Raw genomic sequence first — 21,653 nt, forward strand, 5'->3', positions numbered from 1 at the left:
TGAAGGCCGTTTTCTTTTTTTACCTTTGTGCAGGGAAAATTCTGCGGACAGTTTCTGTAAATTCATCAAAAAATCCTTCGATTGGCTGACCAGCTCGAATGTCCTCTGTATATCCTGTCATTCGATCATAAAAGTCGGGGTTAACAGAAACGTATACATTATCAATATCCTGATCGACTGCTTTAACCTGATCTGAAATCTTCCCCTCGACATCCTTAGTCAAATCTCCATTTCCATCACTCAAGCGTGCGGCAACATAGGCATTATTATCTGTCACGATTACATTCGCAGTCTCAACCTCTGGAATGGAAGTAATTTTATCGGCAGCTTTATCAGCAACCTTCATTCGCGGGGATTCATTTTGATTTTCATTGTCCGTTCCTGTGCGGGTAAGATCAATCCCCGGTTCAGTTGTGCGTCCATTTTCGCCATAGTTGCTGTCGTTTACTTTTGTAGGCTCTGTCAAGTCTCTGTTTCTTTGAGCTGTTTCATTCATATCCGCGTCATTCATGCCGCAGCCTGCAAGCAATGCAGCTGACAAGGCCCCTGCCAAAAATAATTTCCTCTTGATCATTCACTTTCCTCCTTCCGTTTTCCCCCTTATCTTTCCATGAATAGGTGCTCTTATACAGATTCTTTAATAAAATAAACAAAAAAGGAGCAGGGCATTAAGCCCGCTCCTCATATAATTATGATTCTGACATGATCTGCACAGCATCAGGTTTATCTTTTGTATATAATCTTCTGCCAAGCCATGATTGAAAAACTAAAAATATTCCGCCCGCAGTCCAATATAGCGGCAAAGCTGCAGGTGCATTTAAAGAAACCAGCATAATCATTACAGGAGATAATAAACCAATCAATTTCATTTGCTTTGGCGTTTGAGCAGTCATATTAGTTAGAGTGAACCGGTACTGAAGATAGTACACAATTCCTGCAATGATTGTGATCCAAATATCAGAATGACCAAGATTGAACCAGAGAAACGAATGTGCAGCAATTTCCTGATTTCCTCTTATGGCATAATAGAACCCCATCAGAATGGGCATTTGTATAAAGATTGGCAGACATCCTGCAGCATTCAAAGGATTTACTCCATGAGATTGATACAAACCGAACATTTCCTGCTGCAGCTTTTGCTGCTCCTGTGGTTTTTTCGCTGTTTTCAGCTTTTGCTGGATTTTTTCAAGTTCAGGTTTTAACTTATCCATTTTTTCTTTCATTAAGCTTTGATTTTTATATTGTTTGAGCATTAATGGCATTAATATCAGCCTAATCATTATGGTAATGAAGATAATAGCCAGGCCGAAATTGCCATGAAAGAAAACAGCTGTTCCATGTATTGCCAATGCAAACGGATCGACAAAATAATGATGGAAAAAGCCTGTTCCTTCTCCTCCTTGTGCCTGACAGGCAGATAAGAATATAGGCAGTACAGTAATCATGGTAATGGCTAGCAACAGTTTAATTTTTCTCATACAGGTCAAACCTCCCGCTATAATTTTTTTAAAATAGGGGAGAGACCTTCTGGCTCATCACTTTGTTCACCTTTTTTCAGTATAAGTTTTGCAATCCAGGACTGAATCGAATCGCAAATAAAGCCCCGATCCATGCGGAACTCTGGAAGGCTTTCATATTCTCTTTGTTCATTCTCAATATATCTGCTACTGTATAAAGTCGGCTCTATTTTCCAAATGATTAACAGCTTGGCAGCTAAACCAATGATATATGTTAAATACAGAGTATATTCTGATGAAATAAAAGACGATTCAGTTATTATTTCAAAGATATTATTTCACCTCTATTCACAGATTTAAGTATAATTGAATGCTCTATTGAAAACAATTGCAGATGTAACCAATTGCAAAAAGTTATCGTTTGTCCATTCTATTGTACCTATACAGGAATATAATAGGAGAAAGTATATATATTATCGGCTTAGTTTGATACACTCTATCAGGGAGATTAATTAATCATTATCTCTAGTTCAATACATGAATGGTGGGGTATTTTGTCTTTGTTAAAACAAAAAACAATTATAACACTTTCCAAACTCCTCGTACCCTTATTCATTTTGCTGATTGTCATGGTGGAGGCAAAAGGGATATTCATTGATTTTAATTGGGCTCTCCTTGAGCTTTATATTGACCGGCTAACCTTCCAAAGGCTATTTTTTATCGTTTTATTGGGACTGGCTGCACTTTTTCCAATGTATTTTTATGATGAAATACTCCAAAGGCTTTTCAGAATTAGAGTGCCTAAAAAAAAGCTATTATTTTATTCTTTATCTGCCAATGCATTCTCTAACTTTCTCGGATTTGGGGGTGTGGCCGGAGCTACACTCAGGTCCTATTTTTATAAGGATTACCTGACTGCCAATACTCCGTATATCAAAATAATTGCCAAGCTGTCGCTTTTTTACCTAACCGGCTTGTCCATATTGTCATGGATCGTCCTTTTTACAGATTTACATTTATACGATGATGTTAAACTTATAAAGATTGCAGTCTGGGCCGTTGCAGCTTATACACCTCTGCTGCTGTGCGTTTACTTTTTTAAGTCGTCTTTTTGGAATACGAAGCACATCAAAAAAGGATTTGCAGGGGAATTGCTGGCTGTTTCTTTATCAGAGTGGCTATTTATCATCATTTGTATCTGGGGAATAGCCCGGGCACTTGAAGTATCGATTTCATTTTTTGTTCTGTTTCCCATTGTCATCATTTCAGCTTGCGCTGGCATTGCGAGTATGATCCCTGGAGGAATTGGTTCATTTGATTTTGTATTTTTGATCGGACTGGAATCACAAGGTGTTCCCACCGAATTGGGGCTCTTGATTCTCATGTTCTACCGTCTCAGCTATTATGTAGTTCCTGTGTTTATTGGCACTCCCTTTGTCATGAACCAGTTTTGGAATAACAGAATGCCGAAAAACAGCTTCAAAATATAAAAGAGCCTTTGTGGGCTCTTTTTTTGCTGTCTAGCTCCAGCGGCTCCTAGAAACTCGGGATCATAAGCCGATTCCTTTCAGAAGGAAAAACGCCTTCTCACAGGGAGCGGCTTATGCCTGAGGCACGCAGGACAAGGAAGGCTTCGTCAGCATAAACATCGCACAACCGAAAGCGGCAGCTTTTGGGAGGACGTCGCGATCTTAGTCTGCATTCCTTCGTGGGCAAGGCGCTTCCGCTTTTCTTACTCACCAAAGAACATCAAGTATATCTTTGTTGAATAAATTTGTATCAATATTGCATGCCTTCGCATCAATTCCGTACTGCCAGCCTGCAATCAATGAATTTGCAGGAGCTTCTGGTTTATATCCAGGCGCCTGTTCCTGCTTAGTAATTCCTGCATTTGGCGCAGCTGTCCATATGAATGTATTTTCAAGAAGGGAAGAATTTTCGGCTGCTGCTTGACTGAAAGATTTAGTCAGGTCCTGTTCCTTATCAAAAATCCCATATATGCCAGGATGATAGGGTGACTCCTCCATTGCTTGATACCAGCCTTCAATGAAGGCAGAATCAACAGGATAATCGGGCTCAATATCCGCGAAAATCGCTACACCCTCCGGGATTCCCAGCTCCTTTGCCAATTGGACAGCTGCATTCGCCTCACTCTGTCCATTTTCCAGGCCAGTTGCCTCATTAAATCGATTCCAAATCACGAGTAATTTAATATCATTCCTTTGCAGAAGTTCAGCCTCTTGGGGTGTAATGCCTGCAGATACACCTTCTTTTTCACCTAAATAGCGTCCCCACACTTTAGGTGACCCGAAGTTTTCCCGAACGCATGAAAGCAAGTCGCTTGTGGTGAGACTTGCAGAGTCTACACCCCAAACGACTTCATCATCCTCTGACTTGCCATCCTGGTCATTTTTCGCACCTTTATCTCCGCTGCTGTCTTTGGTGCCGCTATTTTCATTTCCATTACCTGTTTGATTGGAGTCCTGATTTTTATCAGCCTTATTTTTGATTGTATTTGTTACATTAACATCCACATTTACCTCAATGTCATTCGTAACATTATTGTCGATTTGACTATCTTCACCATTATTCAAATCGTTGTCGATTGAGTTATTTACATTAGCTTTATTTCCTTTTATATTATTTTTTACTTGATTACTGATATCACTGTCATTGCTTTTGCTTTGGCCATCTGTAGTAGTCTGGGTTTTTGGCGCGTCATCCTTTGAATCCATGAGGGAGAAAGCAAAGAGCGAAATCATTACGGCAAAAAATGCGGTCACAACGAAAGGCAAAAGGCCCCGTCTTTCCATATCCCACAGTCCTCCTTGTCAGTTCATGACATCCTATGCGGAGGGCAGAAAGTTGGTGATTGCCTAATAGGCAAGTGCAGTCCGAGGGAATATTCCTGCATCTTATCTCAATATAATATCCCAGCATGTGACACTCGGGAAATAATTTCAAAGCGTTATAACAGGATAATATCATCATTCAATATAACGAACAGCCGCAGAAGAATGTGTAAAAAAATCCTTAACGGGTAAATAACCGTATGCCTGGAGGTTGAAAAATTTGATAAAGACGGTAAACTTCACTACTATAAAAATAATAGCCAAATTTTTCATCCATTTAAGAGGATAAAAAATTGAATGGGGGATAATGGGGATAATAGCAGATAACAGATTTTCAAAAGGAATTGTTATATTTGTCACAGGAGGTTTTCGATAATGCAGAGGGAATTTGCGGATGATAGTATAGCCTTGCATACTGATCTGTACCAAATAAATATGGCCCAGACCTACTGGGAAGACAACATACATAATAAAAAGGCGGTCTTTGAAGTGTTCTTCAGGAAGCTGCCCTTTGGCAACGGCTATGGAATTTTTGCCGGCCTGGAAAGAGTTATAGAGTATATAGAAAACTTTAGATTTACAGACAGTGATCTGCAGTACTTAAAAAACGAATTGAATTATGAAGAAGGTTTCCTCGAATACTTGAAAAATATGAGGTTTTCAGGGACCATCAAATCAATGGAAGAAGGTGAGCTTGTATTCGGCAATGAGCCCATTTTGCGTGTAGAAGCCCCGCTGGCTGAAGCACAGATTATTGAGACAGCTATTTTGAATATCATTAACTACCAGACATTAATTGCTACAAAAGCAACCCGAATCAGAGAAGTAATTGGCGATGGAACAGCCATGGAATTCGGTTCAAGAAGAGCCCATGAAATGGACGCAGCTATCTGGGGAACAAGAGCTGCCTATATCGGCGGCTTTGACGCAACATCTAATGTTAGAGCAGGCAAGAAGTTTGGCATTCCTGTTGCAGGGACACATGCCCATTCATTTGTACAGGCTTACCGGGACGAGTATACAGCTTTTAAGAAATATGCCCAGACCCATAAGGACTGTGTTTTTCTCGTCGATACGTATGACACTCTTAAATCCGGAGTACCGAACGCAATTAAAGTGGCGAAGGAAATGCAAGGTCAAATTAACTTTAAAGGTATAAGGCTTGATAGCGGGGACTTGGCTTATCTTTCTAAAAAAGCAAGAAAAATGCTGGATGATGCAGGTTTTCCTGAAGCAAAGATTATTGCTTCAAATGATCTGGATGAATACACCATCATAAACCTGAAAGCTCAAGGAGCGAAAATCGATATTTGGGGCATTGGCACAAAACTCATTACAGCGTACGAACAGGCTGCATTAGGGGCTGTTTATAAACTCGTTTCAATAGAAGATGAAAATGGCAAAATGGCTGACACCATAAAAATAAGCGGCAACCCAGAGAAAGTGACAACTCCCGGATTAAAGAGGGTTTATCGGATTATTAACAGAGATAACCATAAATCAGAAGGGGACTACATTGCTCTGGATCATGAAAATCCTCAAGCTGAGCCAAAGCTTAAGATGTTCCATCCTGTTCACACATTTATAAGCAAGTTTGTTACAAATTTCGAAGCCAGGGAACTGCATAAAGTGATATTTCAGGAAGGCAAGCTTACCTATAAAATTCCATCTTTAAAAGACATGCAAATCTTTGCAAAGGATAATCTCAATGTATTATGGGATGAGTACCGCCGTTCCTTAAATCCAGAGGAATACCCAGTCGACCTTAGCCAGGAGTGCTGGGATAATAAGATGAAAATGATCAGCCAGGTGAAAGAAAATATAAAAGGCTGAAGCTTTAAGAAGAGGGAGGAACCTGCAATGAATCTGCAAAAAGAAATTATGGAAAGTTTAAATGTAAATCCGAATATCGATCCAAAGGAAGAAATAAAGAAAAGAATTGAGTTTCTAAAGGATTATCTTGTTAAAACAAATTCAAAAGGTTATGTACTAGGCATAAGCGGCGGCCAGGATTCCACTCTTGCCGGAAGACTTGCGCAGCTTGCGGTTGAAGAGCTTCGAAAAGAAGGGAAGGAGGCAACATTCATAGCAGTCCGCCTTCCGTACGGCGTTCAGCAGGATGAGAAGGATGCACAGCTTGCCCTTTCCTTTATTCAGGCCGACAAAGAAGTGGTCTTTAATATTAAAAATGCAGTCGATGAAGTGAAAACCGAGTATGATCGTATAATTCCGGAAGAACCCCTGAAGGATTATCATAAAGGCAATGTTAAAGCCCGCATGAGAATGATTGCCCAATATGCAATTGGCGGCCAATACGGCTTGCTGGTCATTGGCACGGATCATGCTGCAGAAGCAGTGACTGGATTCTTCACAAAATACGGCGATGGCGGCGCAGATGTCCTGCCGCTGTCCGGACTGACAAAAAGACAGGGAAAAAAACTTCTTAAAGAGCTTGGGGCAGAAGAAAGACTATACTTAAAAGTACCTACAGCCGATCTTCTTGACCAGAAACCCGGACAGGCTGATGAAACTGAATTAGGTATCTCATACGATGAATTGGATGACTACCTTGAAGGGAAATCAGTAAGTCCGGAAGCTGCAAAAAAAATCGAAAAACGCTATATGGTTTCTGAACACAAGCGCCAGCTGCCTGCATCGATGCACGATAACTGGTGGAAATAAGCACACTTAAAAAGGAAAATCCATTTAGGGATTTTCCTTTTATTTTTGGTTCAGCCTATTCAGCATTTCCCGATAAAACCGTTCTGGTTCATCCACATTCAGCACGATGCGGCTGGCCTTTCTTTTTAAGCCATACATTAATTCATAAACCTGGGGATCTTTCAGCAGAATTTCTAACATCGGCTTTTCTTGAATTAAATCAGGCACTCTGGCATCAAATAGATCATTCATTTCTTGTCTGCTGAACTTTTCAGGGCCATCATAGTACATGATTTCTTTAACATTTTCCAATGGAAGGTACATGCTTTTTGAGAATCCGGACTGCAGCAGCAAGTGAGAATCAGTAAGCACGAAAGGTGTTAAGCGAGTGGCGTTTATCTCGGCCAGAAAGTACAAAATACCATAAATATTTGCTATTAATACGATAAATGCTGCAATAGCATTCCATGAATGAAGCCAATAATGCAGTCCGATTGATTCAATGGCAATCGCATGGATCAGCATGATATAAACGGCATTCACACTTGTTTTTTGATGGTAGGTAAAAGAATCGCCATACTTTATCGAAGTTTTCTTTTTCCATGAAAACAGGGCGTAATTTACCATGGCGAATTCAGTCACAAAAACAGACCCTATTTTATGGTTGGGTAAATGCTTTTCCGCAGATCTCTTGGCATTAAAGAGAAAAAGTGAATTGTTTCCACTCAGCCTGCGATATTCTCTTAAAAGTCCTGGCAGTTTAGTTAGAATCTTATAGGCAATAAACAGCTCCAACCCAATAAAAAGCATTTCGAAAAAAACAATTAAATAGGGCAAAAAGGGAAATTGCGGGAAATGCCTGGCAGGGATAATAAGATAAGCGGCAGCGTATCCTGCTAAAATGACTGCTCCTAAATACTTCAACGAATATCTCTTGCGCAGTACGAGGAAATACGCCAATAGCGGTACAACGACCAGAAAATCAAGCAGGGAGCCCAACGCCGCTACGTCTGGAACCGGATCAAAAAGGGTGGTTCTATATAGAGTATAGTTGGAAAGCAGAATCAAGCATGTAAGTACACCAAACCATAGCCATTTAGGCCTTTCCAAGGAATTTGTCATAATTATCCACCTCAATTAAATTATAGCTTAGAAAGAGGGTGAAATGATACTGAAATCAAGCTAAATTCGGACTCAGCGTGTATCTGATTACGATTTTGTGTCCGAACACCAGTCAATTTCGGACTCAACGACCAGCCGTTTGCGGTTTTGTGTCCGAACACCAGTCAACTTCGGACACTACGACCATCCCTTCGCGATTTTGAGTCCGAACACCAGTCAACTTCGGACTCAACGACCATCCGTTCGCGGTTTTGTGTCCGAACCCATGCCAACTTCGGACTCAGCGAGCATCCGTTCGCGATTTTGAGTCCGAACACCAGTCAACTTCGGACTCAACGACCATCCGTTCGCGGTTTTGAGTTCAAACACCAATCAACTTCGGACTCAAAGACCATCTGTTCGCGATTTTGAGTCCGAACCCGACACCTATACTGCAAAAACCAACAAATACAAGATACAAACAAAGCCCCAACAGCAATTGGGGCAACCCACGTAAAACGCTGTATCTAAAATCATAAATCAAAACCAACTTTTTAAAACCCAGTCAAAAGCTGATATGCCCATTCTGCCATTTCCTCACTTGGCGGCTGAATCTCCTTCAGCGGATATTCCAATCCGAGTGCTTACCATTTGTATACACCAAGCTTGTGATAGGGAAGGACCTCAATTTTTTTTACATTCTTCAGCTTTTTAATGAACCCCCCCAGCTGTTCCAGATCACTATGATCATCAGATATTGCAGGCACAAGAAACGTGCCGGATCCATACAGGCACCTAATGAAGAAATTCTTACAATCAGCGCCAACAATTACCTGTTTAATAGAATAAGAGATTTTGATTAAATATAAATATGAAAACATTATCAAAAATTTCATTCATTCTAATGTTGTCTGTCGCACTTGTCTTTGGATTCAATTTCGATGCAAAAGCATCAACAGTACATACCGTTCAGCCAGGGGATACAATGTGGAAGATCGCCCTGAAGTATCAGGTGGGAGTTCCTGAAATCATTAATGCCAATGGGCAGATTTCGAATCCGAACTTCATTTATCCTGGGCAAAAGGTGAATATCCCTGCATTATCAAAAGCTACCACAAGTGTGGAAGAGCAGGTAGTTCAGCTTGTAAACCAGGAAAGGGCAAAGTATGGATTAAAGCCCTTAAAATCAAATTGGGAGCTTGCGAGAGTGGCAAGATACAAATCTCAGGATATGATCAATAAGAAGTATTTCGATCACAACTCTCCTACATACGGAAGCCCGTTTGATATGATGAAGAGCTTTGGAATTACTTACAGAACCGCTGGAGAAAACATTGCTGCAGGTCAAAAAACACCTCAGGAAGTTGTAACAGCATGGATGAACAGCGAGGGCCACCGCAAGAACATCCTATCAGCCAATTTCACAGAAATCGGAGTGGGATATGCACAGGGCGGTTATTATGGACATTATTGGACACAGATGTTTATTGGGAGGTAAGAGAAGAAGAAAAGCGGAAGCGCCTTGCTCACGAAGGAACGCAGACTAAGAACGCCACGTCCTCCCAAAAGCTGCCGCTTTTGGTCGTGCGATGATTATGCTGACGAAGCCTTCCTTGTCCTGGGACCTCATCCCGAGGGGACAGGCTGCTTGCGCTAGAAAGTTTTCGAAGTACAAAGTTTTCTTTTTATTTAGAAAAGCACCGGATTATCCGGTGCTTTCCCTTTTCCCATTAGTTAGTCTACTACAATATAAGCAATCATTGGTCCGCTATTATCCTTATCCGGATGAGTAAGACACACTAGACGGTAAACGCCCTCCTTATCAAATTGAAGTGGGACAACCGTTTCTTCTGCTTTTTTTACCACACCTTTAATATCAGTCCCTTCTATGATGTATGGATGTTCCATTCCATTAACTCCCCAAATCTTCAAATTTACCTTTTCATCTTTTTCCAGAAAAATAGTTCCCGGATCCCAGCGATAAGCTTCAAATTCTTTGCCATCAGGCAGCTTGGCTTTAAATTCTCCTGTAACCATATGAATTTCCCGGACTTTTTCGCCCTCCGTCTGGTTGAATACTGTCAAACTATCAGATTTTGAAAAAAACCATACTGATGCAGAAACGATGACTGAAAATATGATGACAAATGCAATGATGCTGCGTTTCTTTAATACAAGAAAAGGCATGCTCATACTCCTTCCTAATTGGTTGTCCATATATAGATATGCAGGAAGGGCATCATAACTTGTCTAATATTTCTGAGATTTTTACGATAATTTCTTTACAACTGTCAAAATATTATTTCATAATAGAATTAAAAAAGGATGTGGCAGCATGTACAAAGTACTTGTGGCCAATCGGGATGAGTACGATACGAAAGGCATAGAGTGGCTTCTTAAATCTTCTATGAACGCATGGCAGGTAGAGTCAGCACAAAATGAATCAGGGCTTATTAAGAAGCTTGAAACTTTTCAGCCAGACCTATTGATTTTTGAACTTGATCTGATAAATGAAGAAAGTTATGGTTCATTTTTAAAAACCACTCAGATCATAGGGCCGGATTTGATTGCCTTAACAATGGAAGCGACCTTTTCACAAGCAAAAAGAGCCATCGACATGGGTGTATCTGATTTAATACTTAAGCCGATTTCAGCAGATATTTTATTAAAATCAGCGCGAAAGATTCATAGGCGCAATCAGATGATTAGTCGGACTGCAGCAAAAAAATCCAGTCAGAAAGCTGAAAAAGACTTCAATTACCAGGATTTATTTATAGAAGAATCTAATTCGGCTGAACCACTTGTATCTATCGGAATTAAGACCAAAAATCCTCTGGAGCTTCCAAAGCTGTTTAAATTTCTTGAAAGCTATACTTTCCAAAAAACAGTTCACTATTTTATTTTGAATGATATGATTTTGATTATTGCTGAGAAATCTGATGTGGCCTGGAAAGAGGAGAGCCTGAGATTTATGAGAGATTGGCAGGAAACGTCGGCAGAACAAATTGCGATCAGCATTTATACTGGTAAGGAGGGCAGCGGAACCGTCAGAAGCCACTATCTTGCGAACAGGAAGCTGATGGAGTTAACTTTTTACAGGGGATTTAATCAGGTAATTGAGGAGAGCTCATTGCCTAAATGGCTATCAATTGATCCATTCTTAACCCCCGAGGAACAGAGCAGGTGGATTGATTTCCTGAATCAGTCTGATTTAGAAGCACTGAAGTCATGGTTTTACGAGGAGTTTCTTATTTTGGCAGACCCTTATCCGGAACCAGGACTCATCAGAATTCGGCTGACCAGTATTCTTGCGCAAATTCGCAGGCATATGAAGACTTTCCGGCTGGCAGACGGGGATATGGAGAAAGAATATCTTCGTTTATTCCAGACTATCCTTTATTCCCCCTTGATCTACCAGGTCATTAACGAAATGATTAGCTTCATTTCCTTTGTTTTTGAAACCATACGCTCTGATAAAAAGCTGAAGCTGGAACTTACTGACAGAGTCCTATTCTTTATTGAGACGAATTACTGGGACCCTAAGGTTACTCTTGAAAGGGCAGCTGAATATGCAGATCGAAACCCGAATTATATCAGCTCCATGCTCGCAAAAAAATGCGGCAAGTCGTTCCGGGAGCTGCTTAATGAAACCCGGATTAGGCAATCTGCGAAGCTTTTGATGGAATCAGAAATAAGCATTAAGGAAATCGCATCTGTCTGCGGTTTTCGCAATCAGCAATATTTCAATAAAGTTTTCAGTAAGATTAAAGGAATGCCGCCAAATCAATTTAGAAAGAGCATGCATAAAACCTCCGTGTAACCGGAGGTTTATTTTTTTGTTCTAATTATAAAAATACTAATATTTATATAAAATTCATAAAAATACACTATGAAAATATAACAAAATTATAAAAAATCAAACTTAATTATTATACTTTTCAGATAGTTCTCATTATAAAATCTAAATATGAGATAACATTGGAGGGATAACAATGAAAGCGGAAACAAAAAGAGAAATAAAAAACTATCAAGGCAGTGAGCTTCATGCTAAGGGCTGGATTCAGGAAGCAGCACTCCGCATGCTTATGAATAACTTAGACAAAGAAGTTGCAGAGATTCCTGAAGAGCTGGTTGTTTACGGTGGGATTGGGAAAGCAGCACGAAATTGGGACTGCTATGACGCGATTGTCAAAACATTGCATGAATTAGAAGACGATGAAACACTTCTTGTCCAATCCGGCAAGCCGGTTGCGGTCTTTAAATCACATAAAGATGCACCGAAGGTATTGATCGCCAATTCGAATCTTGTGCCTGCCTGGGCGAATTGGGATACCTTCCATGAGCTTGATAAGAAAGGCTTGATGATGTACGGCCAAATGACAGCTGGAAGCTGGATTTATATCGGAAGTCAGGGAATCGTGCAAGGAACCTATGAAACCTTTGCTGAGCTTGGCAGACAGCACTTCTCCGGTTCACTGAAACAGACCATTACTTTAACAGCAGGACTTGGAGGAATGGGGGGCGCTCAGCCGCTTGCAGTAACAATGAATGATGGTGTCTGCATTGCTATTGATGTAGATGAACACCGCATTGACCGCAGACTTGAAACCAAATATCTGGATACAAAAGTTTATTCAATTGAAGAGGCTATTAAATTAGCAACAGAGGCAAAACACGAGGGCCGCCCGCTTTCTATCGGCCTCTTAGGCAATGCAGCTGAAATTCTGCCAAAAATGCTGGAAATGAACTTCATCCCGGATGTCCTGACTGACCAGACTTCTGCACATGATCCTTTAAATGGCTATGTTCCAATCGGCTATTCTTTAGAAAATGCAGCTGTTCTGCGAAAGGAAAATGCTGCTGAATATGTTCAGAAGTCAAAGGCCAGCATGGCTGTCCATGTTCAGGCTATGCTGGACATGCAAAAGAAAGGTGCAGTCACATTTGATTACGGAAACAATATCCGTCAGGTGGCAAAAGATGAAGGTGTTGAGAAAGCATTTGATTTCCCTGGATTCGTGCCTGCCTATATCCGGCCGCTATTCTGTGAAGGAAAGGGACCTTTCCGCTGGGTAGCACTATCGGGAGATCCTGAAGATATCTACAAAACCGATGAAGTGATCCTGCGCGAATTTGCTGATAACGAACACCTTTGCAAATGGATCAGGATGGCACAGGAGAAAATCCAATTCCAGGGCCTGCCTTCAAGAATTTGCTGGCTTGGATATGGGGAGCGCGCCCGATTTGGAAAAATAATTAATGATATGGTGGCAAAAGGTGAATTGAAAGCACCTATCGTTATTGGCCGCGACCATCTCGATTCTGGTTCCGTTGCATCACCGAACCGTGAGACAGAGAGCATGAAGGACGGCAGTGATGCAGTGGCAGACTGGCCGATCCTGAATGCACTGATCAATGCGGTCGGCGGTGCAAGCTGGGTATCCGTCCACCATGGAGGCGGTGTAGGAATGGGCTACTCACTTCATGCTGGAATGGTCATCGTGGCAGACGGCACAAAGGAAGCAGAACAGCGCCTTGAACGGGTGCTTACATCTGATCCGGGCATGGGAATTGTGCGCCATGTTGATGCAGGCTATGACCTTGCTATCAAAACAGCAAAAGAAAAAGGCGTAAACATTCCGATGATGAAATAAAGATTTTTTAATGTATTTTATAAACTTTGCAAATGATGGCGGAAAACAAGCAAAGAAAACACCAAATCAGCAAATAAGCCATGCAATTTGCAAATAAGCCAGTCAATTCAGAAAAGAAAACTCTTAAACTGGCAAATAGCCTTTTATATTTTCTAATAGGAAGCACTCCAATCCGTTATTATTTCGGATTGGAACTTCCATTTTTTAAGGAGGAGCACATTATGCACTCAAAACCTATTTTTATCAAACATGCAAATCAAATGATTACATTAAAGGGCAGCTCCGCACAGCCCTTGACGAAAGAAAAAATGAGTGAACTTCACATCATAGAAGACGGGGCGGTATGGATCGAAGAAGACATTATCAAATCAGCAGGTACAACAGCGGAACTGGAAGCTGACTATCAAAGCCGGCTTCATGATGCTGAAATCATTGATGCCTCTGGGAAAATTCTTCTCCCAGGACTTGTTGATCCGCATACACATCTAGTTTATGCAGGCAGCAGGGAAGAGGAGTTCAATATGCGCCTGAACGGGGCGACGTATATGGAAATTATGAACAATGGCGGCGGAATTCACGCCACCACTTCAATGACCAGAAAAGCATCTGAAGAGGAATTGGTAGAAGCGAGTCTTGTCCGTCTGGATCGCTTTCTTAAACACGGAGTAACAACAATAGAGGCAAAAAGCGGATATGGCCTGGATTGGGAAACGGAGCGCAAGCAGCTGACTGCAGCCCAGAAAGCTGATGAACTGCATCCGGTGGATATTGTCCGCACCTTTATGGGTGCACATGCGGTTCCTGCAGAATACAAAGAGAATCCAGACGCTTTTGTTGATTTGGTCATTGAAGAAATGCTTCCGAAAGTAGCGGAAGAAAAGCTTGCCGAATTCAACGATATTTTCTGTGAAAGGGGCGTATTCACTCCAGAACAGTCCAGAAAGCTGCTTGAAGCAGGGAAGAAGCTTGGCCTGATTCCAAAAATCCATGCTGATGAAATCGAACCATATGAGGGAGCGGAACTTGCCGCGGAAGTCGGTGCCATTTCTGCAGATCATTTGCTTAGAGCATCTGATAAAGGCATGGAAATGATGGCTGAAAAGAGAGTAATCGGTGTGCTTCTTCCAGGCACAGCTTTCTTCTTGATGGCCGAAGCCGCCAGAGGACGCCGGATGATCGATAAAGGTGTGCCGGTTGCTTTATCAACGGATTGCAACCCCGGCTCTTCTCCAACCTGCTCCATGCCTTTTATGATGAATCTTGCTTGTATGCACATGGGTTTAACGCCGGCAGAAGCCATTACTGCCGCTACAATTAATGCAGCACATGCCATCAATCGGGCAAAAGAAGTGGGAAGCATTGAAGCGGGGAAAAAGGCTGATCTGCTGCTGCTCAATGTACCAAACTACATGCAAATGCAATACCACTACGGAATGAACCATACAGACACCGTGATTAAAAATGGGAAAGTGGTCGTTAAAGGAGGAAGCTTATGCTGCCAACAATAAATTCTCCCGGGTTCTTTTGGCCGCAAGCCGAATTAGGAACTGACGTTAAGGTTAATGAATGGATACGCCAAATCCAGAGGGAAGAGGAGTTGAAAAAAGAAAAATGGGATGTCGTGCTATTTGGTGTCCCTCTTTCCCGCTCATCCATAAGCCCATCAGGAGCATCTGAATTCCCTGAATCATTCAGGAGATCCTGGAAAGGCTTTTCCACATACAATCTGGATTTTGAAAGTGATCTTCAAAAGATGAAGGTTGCAGATCTTGGCGATGTAAAAATGCATTTCACGGATATTCCGCAATGCCATTCCAATATCAAACAGACAATGAAAGATATAAGAAAACAGTTTCCTGATTCATTTCCAATTGCGATTGGAGGAGACCACTCCATTACAGCCATGCTTGTCAGCGGTCTGAAAGAACTGGAGCCAGAAAAAGAAATCGGCATACTTCAGCTCGATACTCACCTTGATCTCAGAAGCCTTGAAGACCATGGGCCGACTAATGGGACACCAATCCGCAACCTGATTCAGAACAGCATGATTAAAGGGGAAAATGTCTATAATATTGGCCTTCATGGCTTTTTTAACAGCCAGTCACTTATCAGTTATGCAAAAGAGCACAAACTCAATTATATTACGCTGAAAGAAGCCAGAAGACGGGGAATTGAAGAAACGGTTAAAGAAGCACTTTTACAGCTGGAGTCAAAAGTGGATAAAATTTACGTCACGATTGACATGGACGTGCTTGATATCGGCTTTGCTCCTGGGGTTCCTGCATCCACACCAGGCGGCATGAGCACCGAAGAATTATTCAGTGCGGTATATGCTGCAGGACTTTCTTCCAAAACTGCAGCCATGGATATAGTTTGCCTCGATCCAACAAGAGATCACCAGGCACAGCCAACGGTGAAAGCAGGCACTTACACTTTTCTGACCTTTTTGACAGCATTAATGAACAGGAGGTAAGGGGCTGATTTTGCTCCTTACCGCTAAATTACTAGGGGGAATGAGAATGGAAAAAGAAACTGCAGTGTATCAATCTCACCAGCCTGAGCTCAAGAATCCAAATGCAGCTTTGAAAAATAAGGTTAAATTTTTTCTTTTCAGCGCAATTGGCCTATTTATGTTTTTTGTTCCCGTCACCGTTAATGAGAAATCCTCCATTATGCTTGACCATATTGTCACAGCCATTCAGACTTCCATACCTGCAGCTGTCCCTTATTATGCCTTACTCGTCATCCTGCTTGGCGCCATTTATCCTTTCTATACAAAATCCTGGAACAAGAACAAGGTAAATATTGTATTTTCCATTTTTAAAGTGAGTGGGTTATTTGTCGCCATAATGATCGTCTCCGGCTATGGCCCTGACTGGCTATATGACCCGAGTATGGGGCCGTTTTTGTTTGACAAACTCGTCGTGCCTGTCGGGCTGCTCGTTCCAATCGGCTCCGTTTTTCTTGCACTGCTGGTTGGATATGGTCTCCTTGAATTTTTCGGTGTCATAATGCAGCCGATTATGAAGCCGATCTGGAAAACACCCGGGAAATCTGCAATCGATGCAGTGGCTTCTTTTGTAGGAAGCTATTCAATCGGGCTGCTCATTACAAACAGGGTATTCAAAGAAGGAAAATACAGTATTAAGGAAGCTGCCATTATAGCTACCGGATTCTCAACGGTCTCCGCAACGTTCATGATTGTTGTTGCCAAAACACTTGGATTGATGGAAATCTGGAACACATATTTTTGGACGACCTTTGCTGTAACCTTCATCGTAACGGCTATTACGGTAAGAATCTGGCCTCTTAGATCAATGAGCGAAGAATATTACAATGGACAGCTGCCTCCAAAGGAAACCTTTTCAGGGAGCCGTCTGCAGGCAGCCTGGAAAGAAGCGATGGATACAGCCGCTCAGTCCCCGGGATTATGGAAAAACATCAGAGATAATTTAAAAGATGGGTTTGTCATGACGATGTCCATTTTGCCATCCATTATGTCAGTAGGTTTATTAGGCTTGGTTCTTGCAGAATTCACTCCTGTTTTCGACTGGCTTGGATATATCTTTTATCCTTTTACGGCTCTAGTGCAGCTGCCTGAGCCATTATTAGCAGCAAAAGCAAGTGCAGTGGGGATTGCTGAAATGTTTTTGCCGGCATTGCTTGCAGCAGAGGCAGCACTGGCCACTAAATTTGTTATCGGAGTCGTTTCAGTATCAGCTATCATTTTCTTTTCTGCACTTGTCCCGTGTATTCTATCAACAGAGATCCCGATCACCATTCCTCAGCTGCTTGTCATCTGGGCAGAAAGAACAATTCTAACGATACTGATTGCTGCGCCTCTGGCCTATATATTGCTTTAACTGGAAAATCCCCGATTAATGCAGCGGGGATTTTCCGCATAGAATTTTCCTGCACAACCAAACTAGTAGAGGAATGAGTCTAAGAATAGCAGGTGATTGATATTGTACAGGCTGTATACACATAATGACCTTGATGGCGTCGGATGCGGCATCGTTGCAAAGATTGCTTTTGGAAAAGATGTCGAGGTACGCTATAACTCTGTAATGGGACTTGATCATCAGATTGAAAAATTGTTTGAAAATGAAAAGAAATTGAAGGATGACTTTTTAATTATCACGGATTTATCTGTTAATGATGAAAACTTGATAAGGCTTGATGATCTGGAAAAAGGCGGCGGCAAAGTCAGATTAATTGACCATCACAAAACAGCCCTGCACTTTAATGATTATAACTGGGGCAGAGTGAAGGTTCAATATGATGATGGCAGGCTCACAGCTGCAACCTCTTTGCTGTATGAATATCTCTTGGAACATGAACTGATTAAATCATCCCAGGCCCTGGACGAATTCGTTGAACTTGTCCGCCAGTATGATACTTGGGAATGGGACCAAAATGATAATATTAAAGCAAAGAATCTGAACGATCTATTCTTTATGGTTTCCATTGAAGAATTCGAAGAAAAAATGACGGAAAGAATCATAAACTCAGATCATTTCGAATTTGATGATTTTGAACAAAAATTACTGGAAATGGAAGAGGAAAAGATTGAGCGTTATGTTAGACGGAAGAAGCGGGAAATTGTCCAAACGTTCATTGGTGAATATTGTGCTGGCATCGTCCATGCTGAATCCTATCATTCTGAATTAGGAAACGAACTTGGCAAAGATTTTCCCCATTTGGATTATATCGCTATCTTAAACCTTGGGGGCAAAAAAATCAGTTTCAGGACAATTCATGACCACGTTGATGTATCTGCCGTCGCCGGAAAGTTTGGAGGAGGAGGACATGCAAAAGCGTCAGGCTGTTCGATGGGAAAAGATGCTTATAAACTATTCGTTCAGGATATTTTCCCTCTGGATCCCATGAGGCAGGATGCATTCAGGAACAAATACAATAATAAAAGTTCTATGCAGGGATCACTATACGAAAATAAGAAAGGAGACAAATTTTTTATTTTTGCTGCAGGCGAGGACAATTGGATTCTGGAAATGAACGGAAAGCCCGTCCGCGAACCCTATCAGAACTTTCAGCAGGCAGAAAATTATATTAAAAGAAAATACCAGGCATGGCTTGTTCATGATGATATTTATGTAGAATTTTTAAAGCGTTATTATATAAAGACAAAAAATTAGCTATCCCGCCTTATTTGGCGGTTTTTTTTGAAAACTACCCCTGCTAAATATTGTAAATTTCATATATAATTGAAACATATATATAGATTGGGGGAGGTTCTATGGAAATATTTTTGTTTATTTTTGGTGTGATTTTTGCTGCCATTTTCATTAAAGTTATAGTTACTGGTTCGAAAAGAGATCCATTTATTAAAGATGAGCCATTTCCTGAACATTTGGGAATTCAGTCCGACGACTATCTTCCAATGATTCGAAATTTAGAAAAATCATTACCTGAAGGGTACAGGGAGAATATAAAAAATCGTGTACTGAGGGAGCACCCCAAATGGAAAGACTACGCATATGATTGGACATTTTTTGAACTAAAAAGATATTTTGTGATGAATGCCATACTGAAAACAGTGCCTATGTTCAGCAGTAAAGCGGATGATATTTGGCATGAAATGCTCATGTTCACCCGTGATTATGAGCATTTTTCAAAAAACTTCTTTGGTGAATACCTGCACCATTCCCCAAATATGGACAGCACCCCTATACCAGGTGAAAGGGCTTTTTTTGACTGGGTGTATTTAAGTCTTTTTGAAGCAGGCCATAATAGCAGAAGAATTTGGGGAAGCTTTTTGCAAAATCCGATTAAAAAGGAAATACTTGATGATTTTAGAAGCATGAATGAGACTGAACTGTTAAATAAGTATTTCAGGGCAGGAAATGATTGGCTTGAACTGAAAAAGAAAATGATAGAAAAACTGAAGCATGAAATTTCTGAATCAGAATCAATGAAGCTTGGGAAGAAGGCGCTGGAATTTACGAAGCCCGCATCTGTCAGCCAATATTCCTATCTGTTGTTTCCAGCCGTGTATTTTTCGGTTTATGAACCAGATGGGTTCGAGGACAATATGAACGAACTTCTTCCCCCCGAACTCGCAAAAGACAGTGCTTCCGGAATGGTTTACTGCTCCGGCTTCTCTTGCAGCAGCCATAGTGATCATGATTCAGGAGGAGGACATGATTCAGGCGGCTCCAGCTGTTCGAGCTGCGGAGGCGGATGCTCTAGCTAAAAAGCAGTCCAATTGGATTGCTTTTTTGTTTTTCAAAATTTTAAGTTCTTGTTGTTTTGGAAAAGATAAAAGCAGGTCATTTCCTTTCATTATCAATCTTCTCAAATTACGGCATTAAATTTTCAATTATGTAACAATTGATAAACACCATATAAGTATGCATGAATTGTCTGGTACAATCAGTAATGATTATCGGTTTGAATAGGATGTGTATTCATGAAGAAATTGCTTGTATTCATCCTGCTTTTATTCAGTTTTCCAACTGCATATGCAGCAGCAGAGGAACCAAAAGACCCTGCAATTATCAGTGAAGCCGCAATTGTAACAGATTCTGAATCAGGTGCAGTTCTGTATGCAAAAAATGCGGATAAAAAGATGTACCCGGCCAGTTTGACGAAAATAGCAACTGCCATATATGCCATTGAAAATGGAGACTTAAAGGACATAGCAACTATAAGCAAAAAAGCAGCAGAGGTTGAAGGAACACGAGTTTATTTGGAGGAAGGAGAAAAATTGCCTTTAATAAAACTCGTTCAGGGAATGCTGATTAATTCAGGAAATGATGCTGCATGGAGCATTGCTGAGCATCTGGACGGCAATATGAAAGCATTCTCAGAGAACCTTAATCACTATCTTGAAGAGAGTGCAGGCTTAAAAAATACTCACTTTGTTAATCCTCACGGTTTGTTTGATGAAAACCACTATACAACGGCAGGGGACCTTGCAAAATTAACTAATTACGCCCTGAAAAATGAGACCTTCCGAGAAATCTACGGAACAAAGGAAATGAAGTGGGCAGGAAAGTCATGGGACACCACCATCTTTACTCATCACAGGATGCTTAAAGGTGAGGTTCCATTCGAAGGAGTGACAGGGGGAAAAACCGGTTTCGTAGATGAAGCTAAGCAGACCCTCGCCACTTCTGCCGAAAACGATTCAATAAAGTTAACGGCCATTGTATTAAAAGCTGAATTCAAGCGGGATATTTATAATGATACAAAAAACCTTTTGAACTATGGGTTCAGCAACTTTGAAACCTCGACACTGAGCAGCACTGACGTTTTTCCTTCTGATGGAAAAACCTATACAACTGGCGGTGAAAATGTAGCCATAACATTGCCAAAAGGAATCTACGAAGAAGACATTACATCAAAAGGAAAGCTGCAGATTAAGAATGAAAACGGAAGGATCATTCAATCTGTAAAGCTTCTGGAAGACAAACAGGATGAAGTGGTTTCCAGCCAGCTGAAAACAGAAAAGGAGACTGGGAAAGAGACAACTGGATACTATGGCAGAGCAGGCTTAATAATATTTTTATTTGTAATCTTTATACTAATATTAAGGAAAAATCTAAAAGCAAAAGCCAGAAGAAGAAGACGGGTTTAATGCATGTCTTTTTTTATGAAAAAAGACTAAAGAAATTCTCTTTAGTCTTTGGACAATCTTTTATTGCATTCTTTGCTCCACCTGACGGCATACCTCATCAGCCGATAGGCCGCTAGCTTCAATGACAGAAGCTTTTGTAGAAACATCCTGCATACCCATCACATTTGAATCAACACCGCTCACTACACAGCAGGAGCAGTTCTCAGCATCATGCGCCGTCTTCATATCAACCACTTCATAACCTTTTTCGCGAAGCGCTTCCGAAACATTTGTTAAGGATTGTTCAACCGCTACTCTTTTCGTCAATGTTAACACCTCCTCCGTTTGT

The 21,653-nt window shown here is 41.1% G+C and carries 18 protein-coding genes and 1 pseudogene; 12 read left to right on the plus strand and 7 right to left on the minus strand.

The features are described from left to right. Nucleotides 1–19 precede the first annotated feature (19 nt). On the minus strand, nt 20–574 hold the full coding sequence (locus tag MKY20_RS17660) for a YhcN/YlaJ family sporulation lipoprotein (protein WP_019379843.1): 555 nt from the start codon (nt 572–574) through the stop codon (nt 20–22). Nucleotides 575–689: 115 nt separating this feature from the next. Further along, nucleotides 690–1,478, minus strand: a complete 789-nt coding sequence (gene yidC, locus MKY20_RS17665) for a membrane protein insertase YidC (protein ID WP_019379844.1) — start codon at nt 1,476–1,478, stop codon at nt 690–692. 539 nt (nt 1,479–2,017) lie between these two features. Here yidC and MKY20_RS17670 point away from each other — a divergent pair. Next, on the plus strand, nt 2,018–2,947 hold the full coding sequence (locus tag MKY20_RS17670) for a lysylphosphatidylglycerol synthase domain-containing protein (RefSeq protein ID WP_251175633.1): 930 nt from the start codon (nt 2,018–2,020) through the stop codon (nt 2,945–2,947). Nucleotides 2,948–3,193: 246 nt separating this feature from the next. Here MKY20_RS17670 and MKY20_RS17675 read toward each other — a convergent pair whose 3' ends face one another. Further along, nucleotides 3,194–4,270 (minus strand): glycoside hydrolase domain-containing protein, encoded by a 1,077-nt coding sequence (locus tag MKY20_RS17675; protein WP_034297049.1) that lies wholly within the window; start codon nt 4,268–4,270, stop codon nt 3,194–3,196. Nucleotides 4,271–4,684: 414 nt separating this feature from the next. Here MKY20_RS17675 and MKY20_RS17680 point away from each other — a divergent pair, with 414 nt between their 5' ends. Both MKY20_RS17680 and nadE read left to right on the plus strand, forming a co-directional pair. Further along, the gene (locus MKY20_RS17680; protein WP_341002201.1) at nt 4,685–6,142 is read left to right on the plus strand and encodes a nicotinate phosphoribosyltransferase; all 1,458 of its coding nucleotides are present in this window, start codon (nt 4,685–4,687) and stop codon (nt 6,140–6,142) included. Nucleotides 6,143–6,169: 27 nt separating this feature from the next. Next, entirely contained in the window at nt 6,170–6,991 is an 822-nt protein-coding gene (gene nadE / locus MKY20_RS17685; RefSeq protein WP_341002203.1) for an ammonia-dependent NAD(+) synthetase, read from the plus strand. A gap of 39 nt (nt 6,992–7,030) precedes the next feature. Here the strand turns inward: nadE and MKY20_RS17690 are convergent, their stop codons facing one another. Both MKY20_RS17690 and MKY20_RS28715 read right to left on the minus strand, forming a co-directional pair. Next, nucleotides 7,031–8,092, minus strand: a complete 1,062-nt coding sequence (locus MKY20_RS17690) for a hypothetical protein (RefSeq protein WP_341002204.1) — start codon at nt 8,090–8,092, stop codon at nt 7,031–7,033. Nucleotides 8,093–8,625: 533 nt separating this feature from the next. Further along, nucleotides 8,626–8,866, minus strand: a pseudogene (locus MKY20_RS28715) (pyruvate formate-lyase-activating protein); the annotation flags it as partial. A gap of 76 nt (nt 8,867–8,942) precedes the next feature. Here MKY20_RS28715 and safA point away from each other — a divergent pair. After that, entirely contained in the window at nt 8,943–9,569 is a 627-nt protein-coding gene (gene safA / locus MKY20_RS17700; RefSeq protein WP_157380239.1) for a SafA/ExsA family spore coat assembly protein, read from the plus strand. A gap of 236 nt (nt 9,570–9,805) precedes the next feature. Here safA and MKY20_RS17705 read toward each other — a convergent pair whose 3' ends face one another. Beyond that, the gene (locus MKY20_RS17705; RefSeq protein ID WP_019379850.1) at nt 9,806–10,258 is read right to left on the minus strand and encodes a hypothetical protein; all 453 of its coding nucleotides are present in this window, start codon (nt 10,256–10,258) and stop codon (nt 9,806–9,808) included. A 148-nt stretch (nt 10,259–10,406) separates the two neighbouring features. Here MKY20_RS17705 and MKY20_RS17710 point away from each other — a divergent pair, with 148 nt between their 5' ends. From MKY20_RS17710 to MKY20_RS17745, 8 genes are all read left to right on the plus strand, one after another. Further along, nucleotides 10,407–11,891, plus strand: coding sequence for a response regulator transcription factor (locus MKY20_RS17710; protein ID WP_252246421.1), 1,485 nt, complete (start codon nt 10,407–10,409; stop codon nt 11,889–11,891). Nucleotides 11,892–12,063: 172 nt separating this feature from the next. Beyond that, the gene (hutU, locus tag MKY20_RS17715) at nt 12,064–13,725 is read left to right on the plus strand and encodes a urocanate hydratase (protein ID WP_009334564.1); all 1,662 of its coding nucleotides are present in this window, start codon (nt 12,064–12,066) and stop codon (nt 13,723–13,725) included. Nucleotides 13,726–13,946: 221 nt separating this feature from the next. Next, the gene (gene hutI, locus MKY20_RS17720; RefSeq protein ID WP_252246419.1) at nt 13,947–15,233 is read left to right on the plus strand and encodes an imidazolonepropionase; all 1,287 of its coding nucleotides are present in this window, start codon (nt 13,947–13,949) and stop codon (nt 15,231–15,233) included. Continuing rightward, entirely contained in the window at nt 15,218–16,198 is a 981-nt protein-coding gene (locus tag MKY20_RS17725) for an agmatinase family protein (RefSeq protein ID WP_252246418.1), read from the plus strand. Before hutI ends, MKY20_RS17725 begins: the two co-directional genes overlap by 16 nt. 46 nt (nt 16,199–16,244) lie before the next feature. Beyond that, on the plus strand, nt 16,245–17,588 hold the full coding sequence (locus tag MKY20_RS17730) for a YjiH family protein (RefSeq protein ID WP_341002213.1): 1,344 nt from the start codon (nt 16,245–16,247) through the stop codon (nt 17,586–17,588). Between the two features lie 102 nt (nt 17,589–17,690). Beyond that, on the plus strand, nt 17,691–18,881 hold the full coding sequence (locus MKY20_RS17735) for a DHH family phosphoesterase (protein WP_019379855.1): 1,191 nt from the start codon (nt 17,691–17,693) through the stop codon (nt 18,879–18,881). 101 nt (nt 18,882–18,982) lie between these two features. After that, nucleotides 18,983–19,939: a hypothetical protein gene (locus tag MKY20_RS17740; protein ID WP_019379856.1), complete on the plus strand. Its 957-nt coding sequence runs from the start codon at nt 18,983–18,985 to the stop codon at nt 19,937–19,939. 216 nt (nt 19,940–20,155) lie between these two features. Further along, nucleotides 20,156–21,325, plus strand: a complete 1,170-nt coding sequence (locus tag MKY20_RS17745; protein WP_251175639.1) for a D-alanyl-D-alanine carboxypeptidase family protein — start codon at nt 20,156–20,158, stop codon at nt 21,323–21,325. 60 nt (nt 21,326–21,385) lie between these two features. On the opposite strand, the gene MKY20_RS17750 is transcribed toward MKY20_RS17745, so the two are convergent. Then, nucleotides 21,386–21,631 (minus strand): YkuS family protein, encoded by a 246-nt coding sequence (locus MKY20_RS17750; RefSeq protein WP_009334572.1) that lies wholly within the window; start codon nt 21,629–21,631, stop codon nt 21,386–21,388. Between the last annotated feature and the right edge of the window lie 22 nt (nt 21,632–21,653).

Origin of the sequence: Cytobacillus sp. FSL W8-0315 (assembly GCF_038002905.1) — a bacterium.
GTDB classification, from domain to species: domain Bacteria; phylum Bacillota; class Bacilli; order Bacillales; family Cytobacillaceae; genus Cytobacillus; species Cytobacillus pseudoceanisediminis.

Bases quoted from the DNA above. Each gene is read 5' to 3' on its own strand.
- MKY20_RS17745 (WP_251175639.1), top strand. From the start codon at position 20,156: ATGAAGAAATTGCTTGTATTCATCCTGCTTTTATTCAGTTTTCCAACT.
- MKY20_RS17690 (WP_341002204.1), bottom strand. From the start codon at position 8,092: ATGACAAATTCCTTGGAAAGGCCTAAATGGCTATGGTTTGGTGTACTT.
- MKY20_RS17680 (WP_341002201.1), top strand. From the start codon at position 4,685: ATGCAGAGGGAATTTGCGGATGATAGTATAGCCTTGCATACTGATCTG.
- hutU (WP_009334564.1), top strand. From the start codon at position 12,064: ATGAAAGCGGAAACAAAAAGAGAAATAAAAAACTATCAAGGCAGTGAG.
- hutI (WP_252246419.1), top strand. From the start codon at position 13,947: ATGCACTCAAAACCTATTTTTATCAAACATGCAAATCAAATGATTACA.
- safA (WP_157380239.1), top strand. From the start codon at position 8,943: ATGAAAACATTATCAAAAATTTCATTCATTCTAATGTTGTCTGTCGCA.
- MKY20_RS17725 (WP_252246418.1), top strand. From the start codon at position 15,218: ATGCTGCCAACAATAAATTCTCCCGGGTTCTTTTGGCCGCAAGCCGAA.
- MKY20_RS17660 (WP_019379843.1), bottom strand. From the start codon at position 574: ATGATCAAGAGGAAATTATTTTTGGCAGGGGCCTTGTCAGCTGCATTG.
- nadE (WP_341002203.1), top strand. From the start codon at position 6,170: ATGAATCTGCAAAAAGAAATTATGGAAAGTTTAAATGTAAATCCGAAT.
- MKY20_RS17710 (WP_252246421.1), top strand. From the start codon at position 10,407: ATGTACAAAGTACTTGTGGCCAATCGGGATGAGTACGATACGAAAGGC.
- MKY20_RS17740 (WP_019379856.1), top strand. From the start codon at position 18,983: ATGGAAATATTTTTGTTTATTTTTGGTGTGATTTTTGCTGCCATTTTC.
- MKY20_RS17675 (WP_034297049.1), bottom strand. From the start codon at position 4,270: ATGGAAAGACGGGGCCTTTTGCCTTTCGTTGTGACCGCATTTTTTGCC.
- yidC (WP_019379844.1), bottom strand. From the start codon at position 1,478: ATGAGAAAAATTAAACTGTTGCTAGCCATTACCATGATTACTGTACTG.
- MKY20_RS17730 (WP_341002213.1), top strand. From the start codon at position 16,245: ATGGAAAAAGAAACTGCAGTGTATCAATCTCACCAGCCTGAGCTCAAG.
- MKY20_RS17705 (WP_019379850.1), bottom strand. From the start codon at position 10,258: ATGCCTTTTCTTGTATTAAAGAAACGCAGCATCATTGCATTTGTCATC.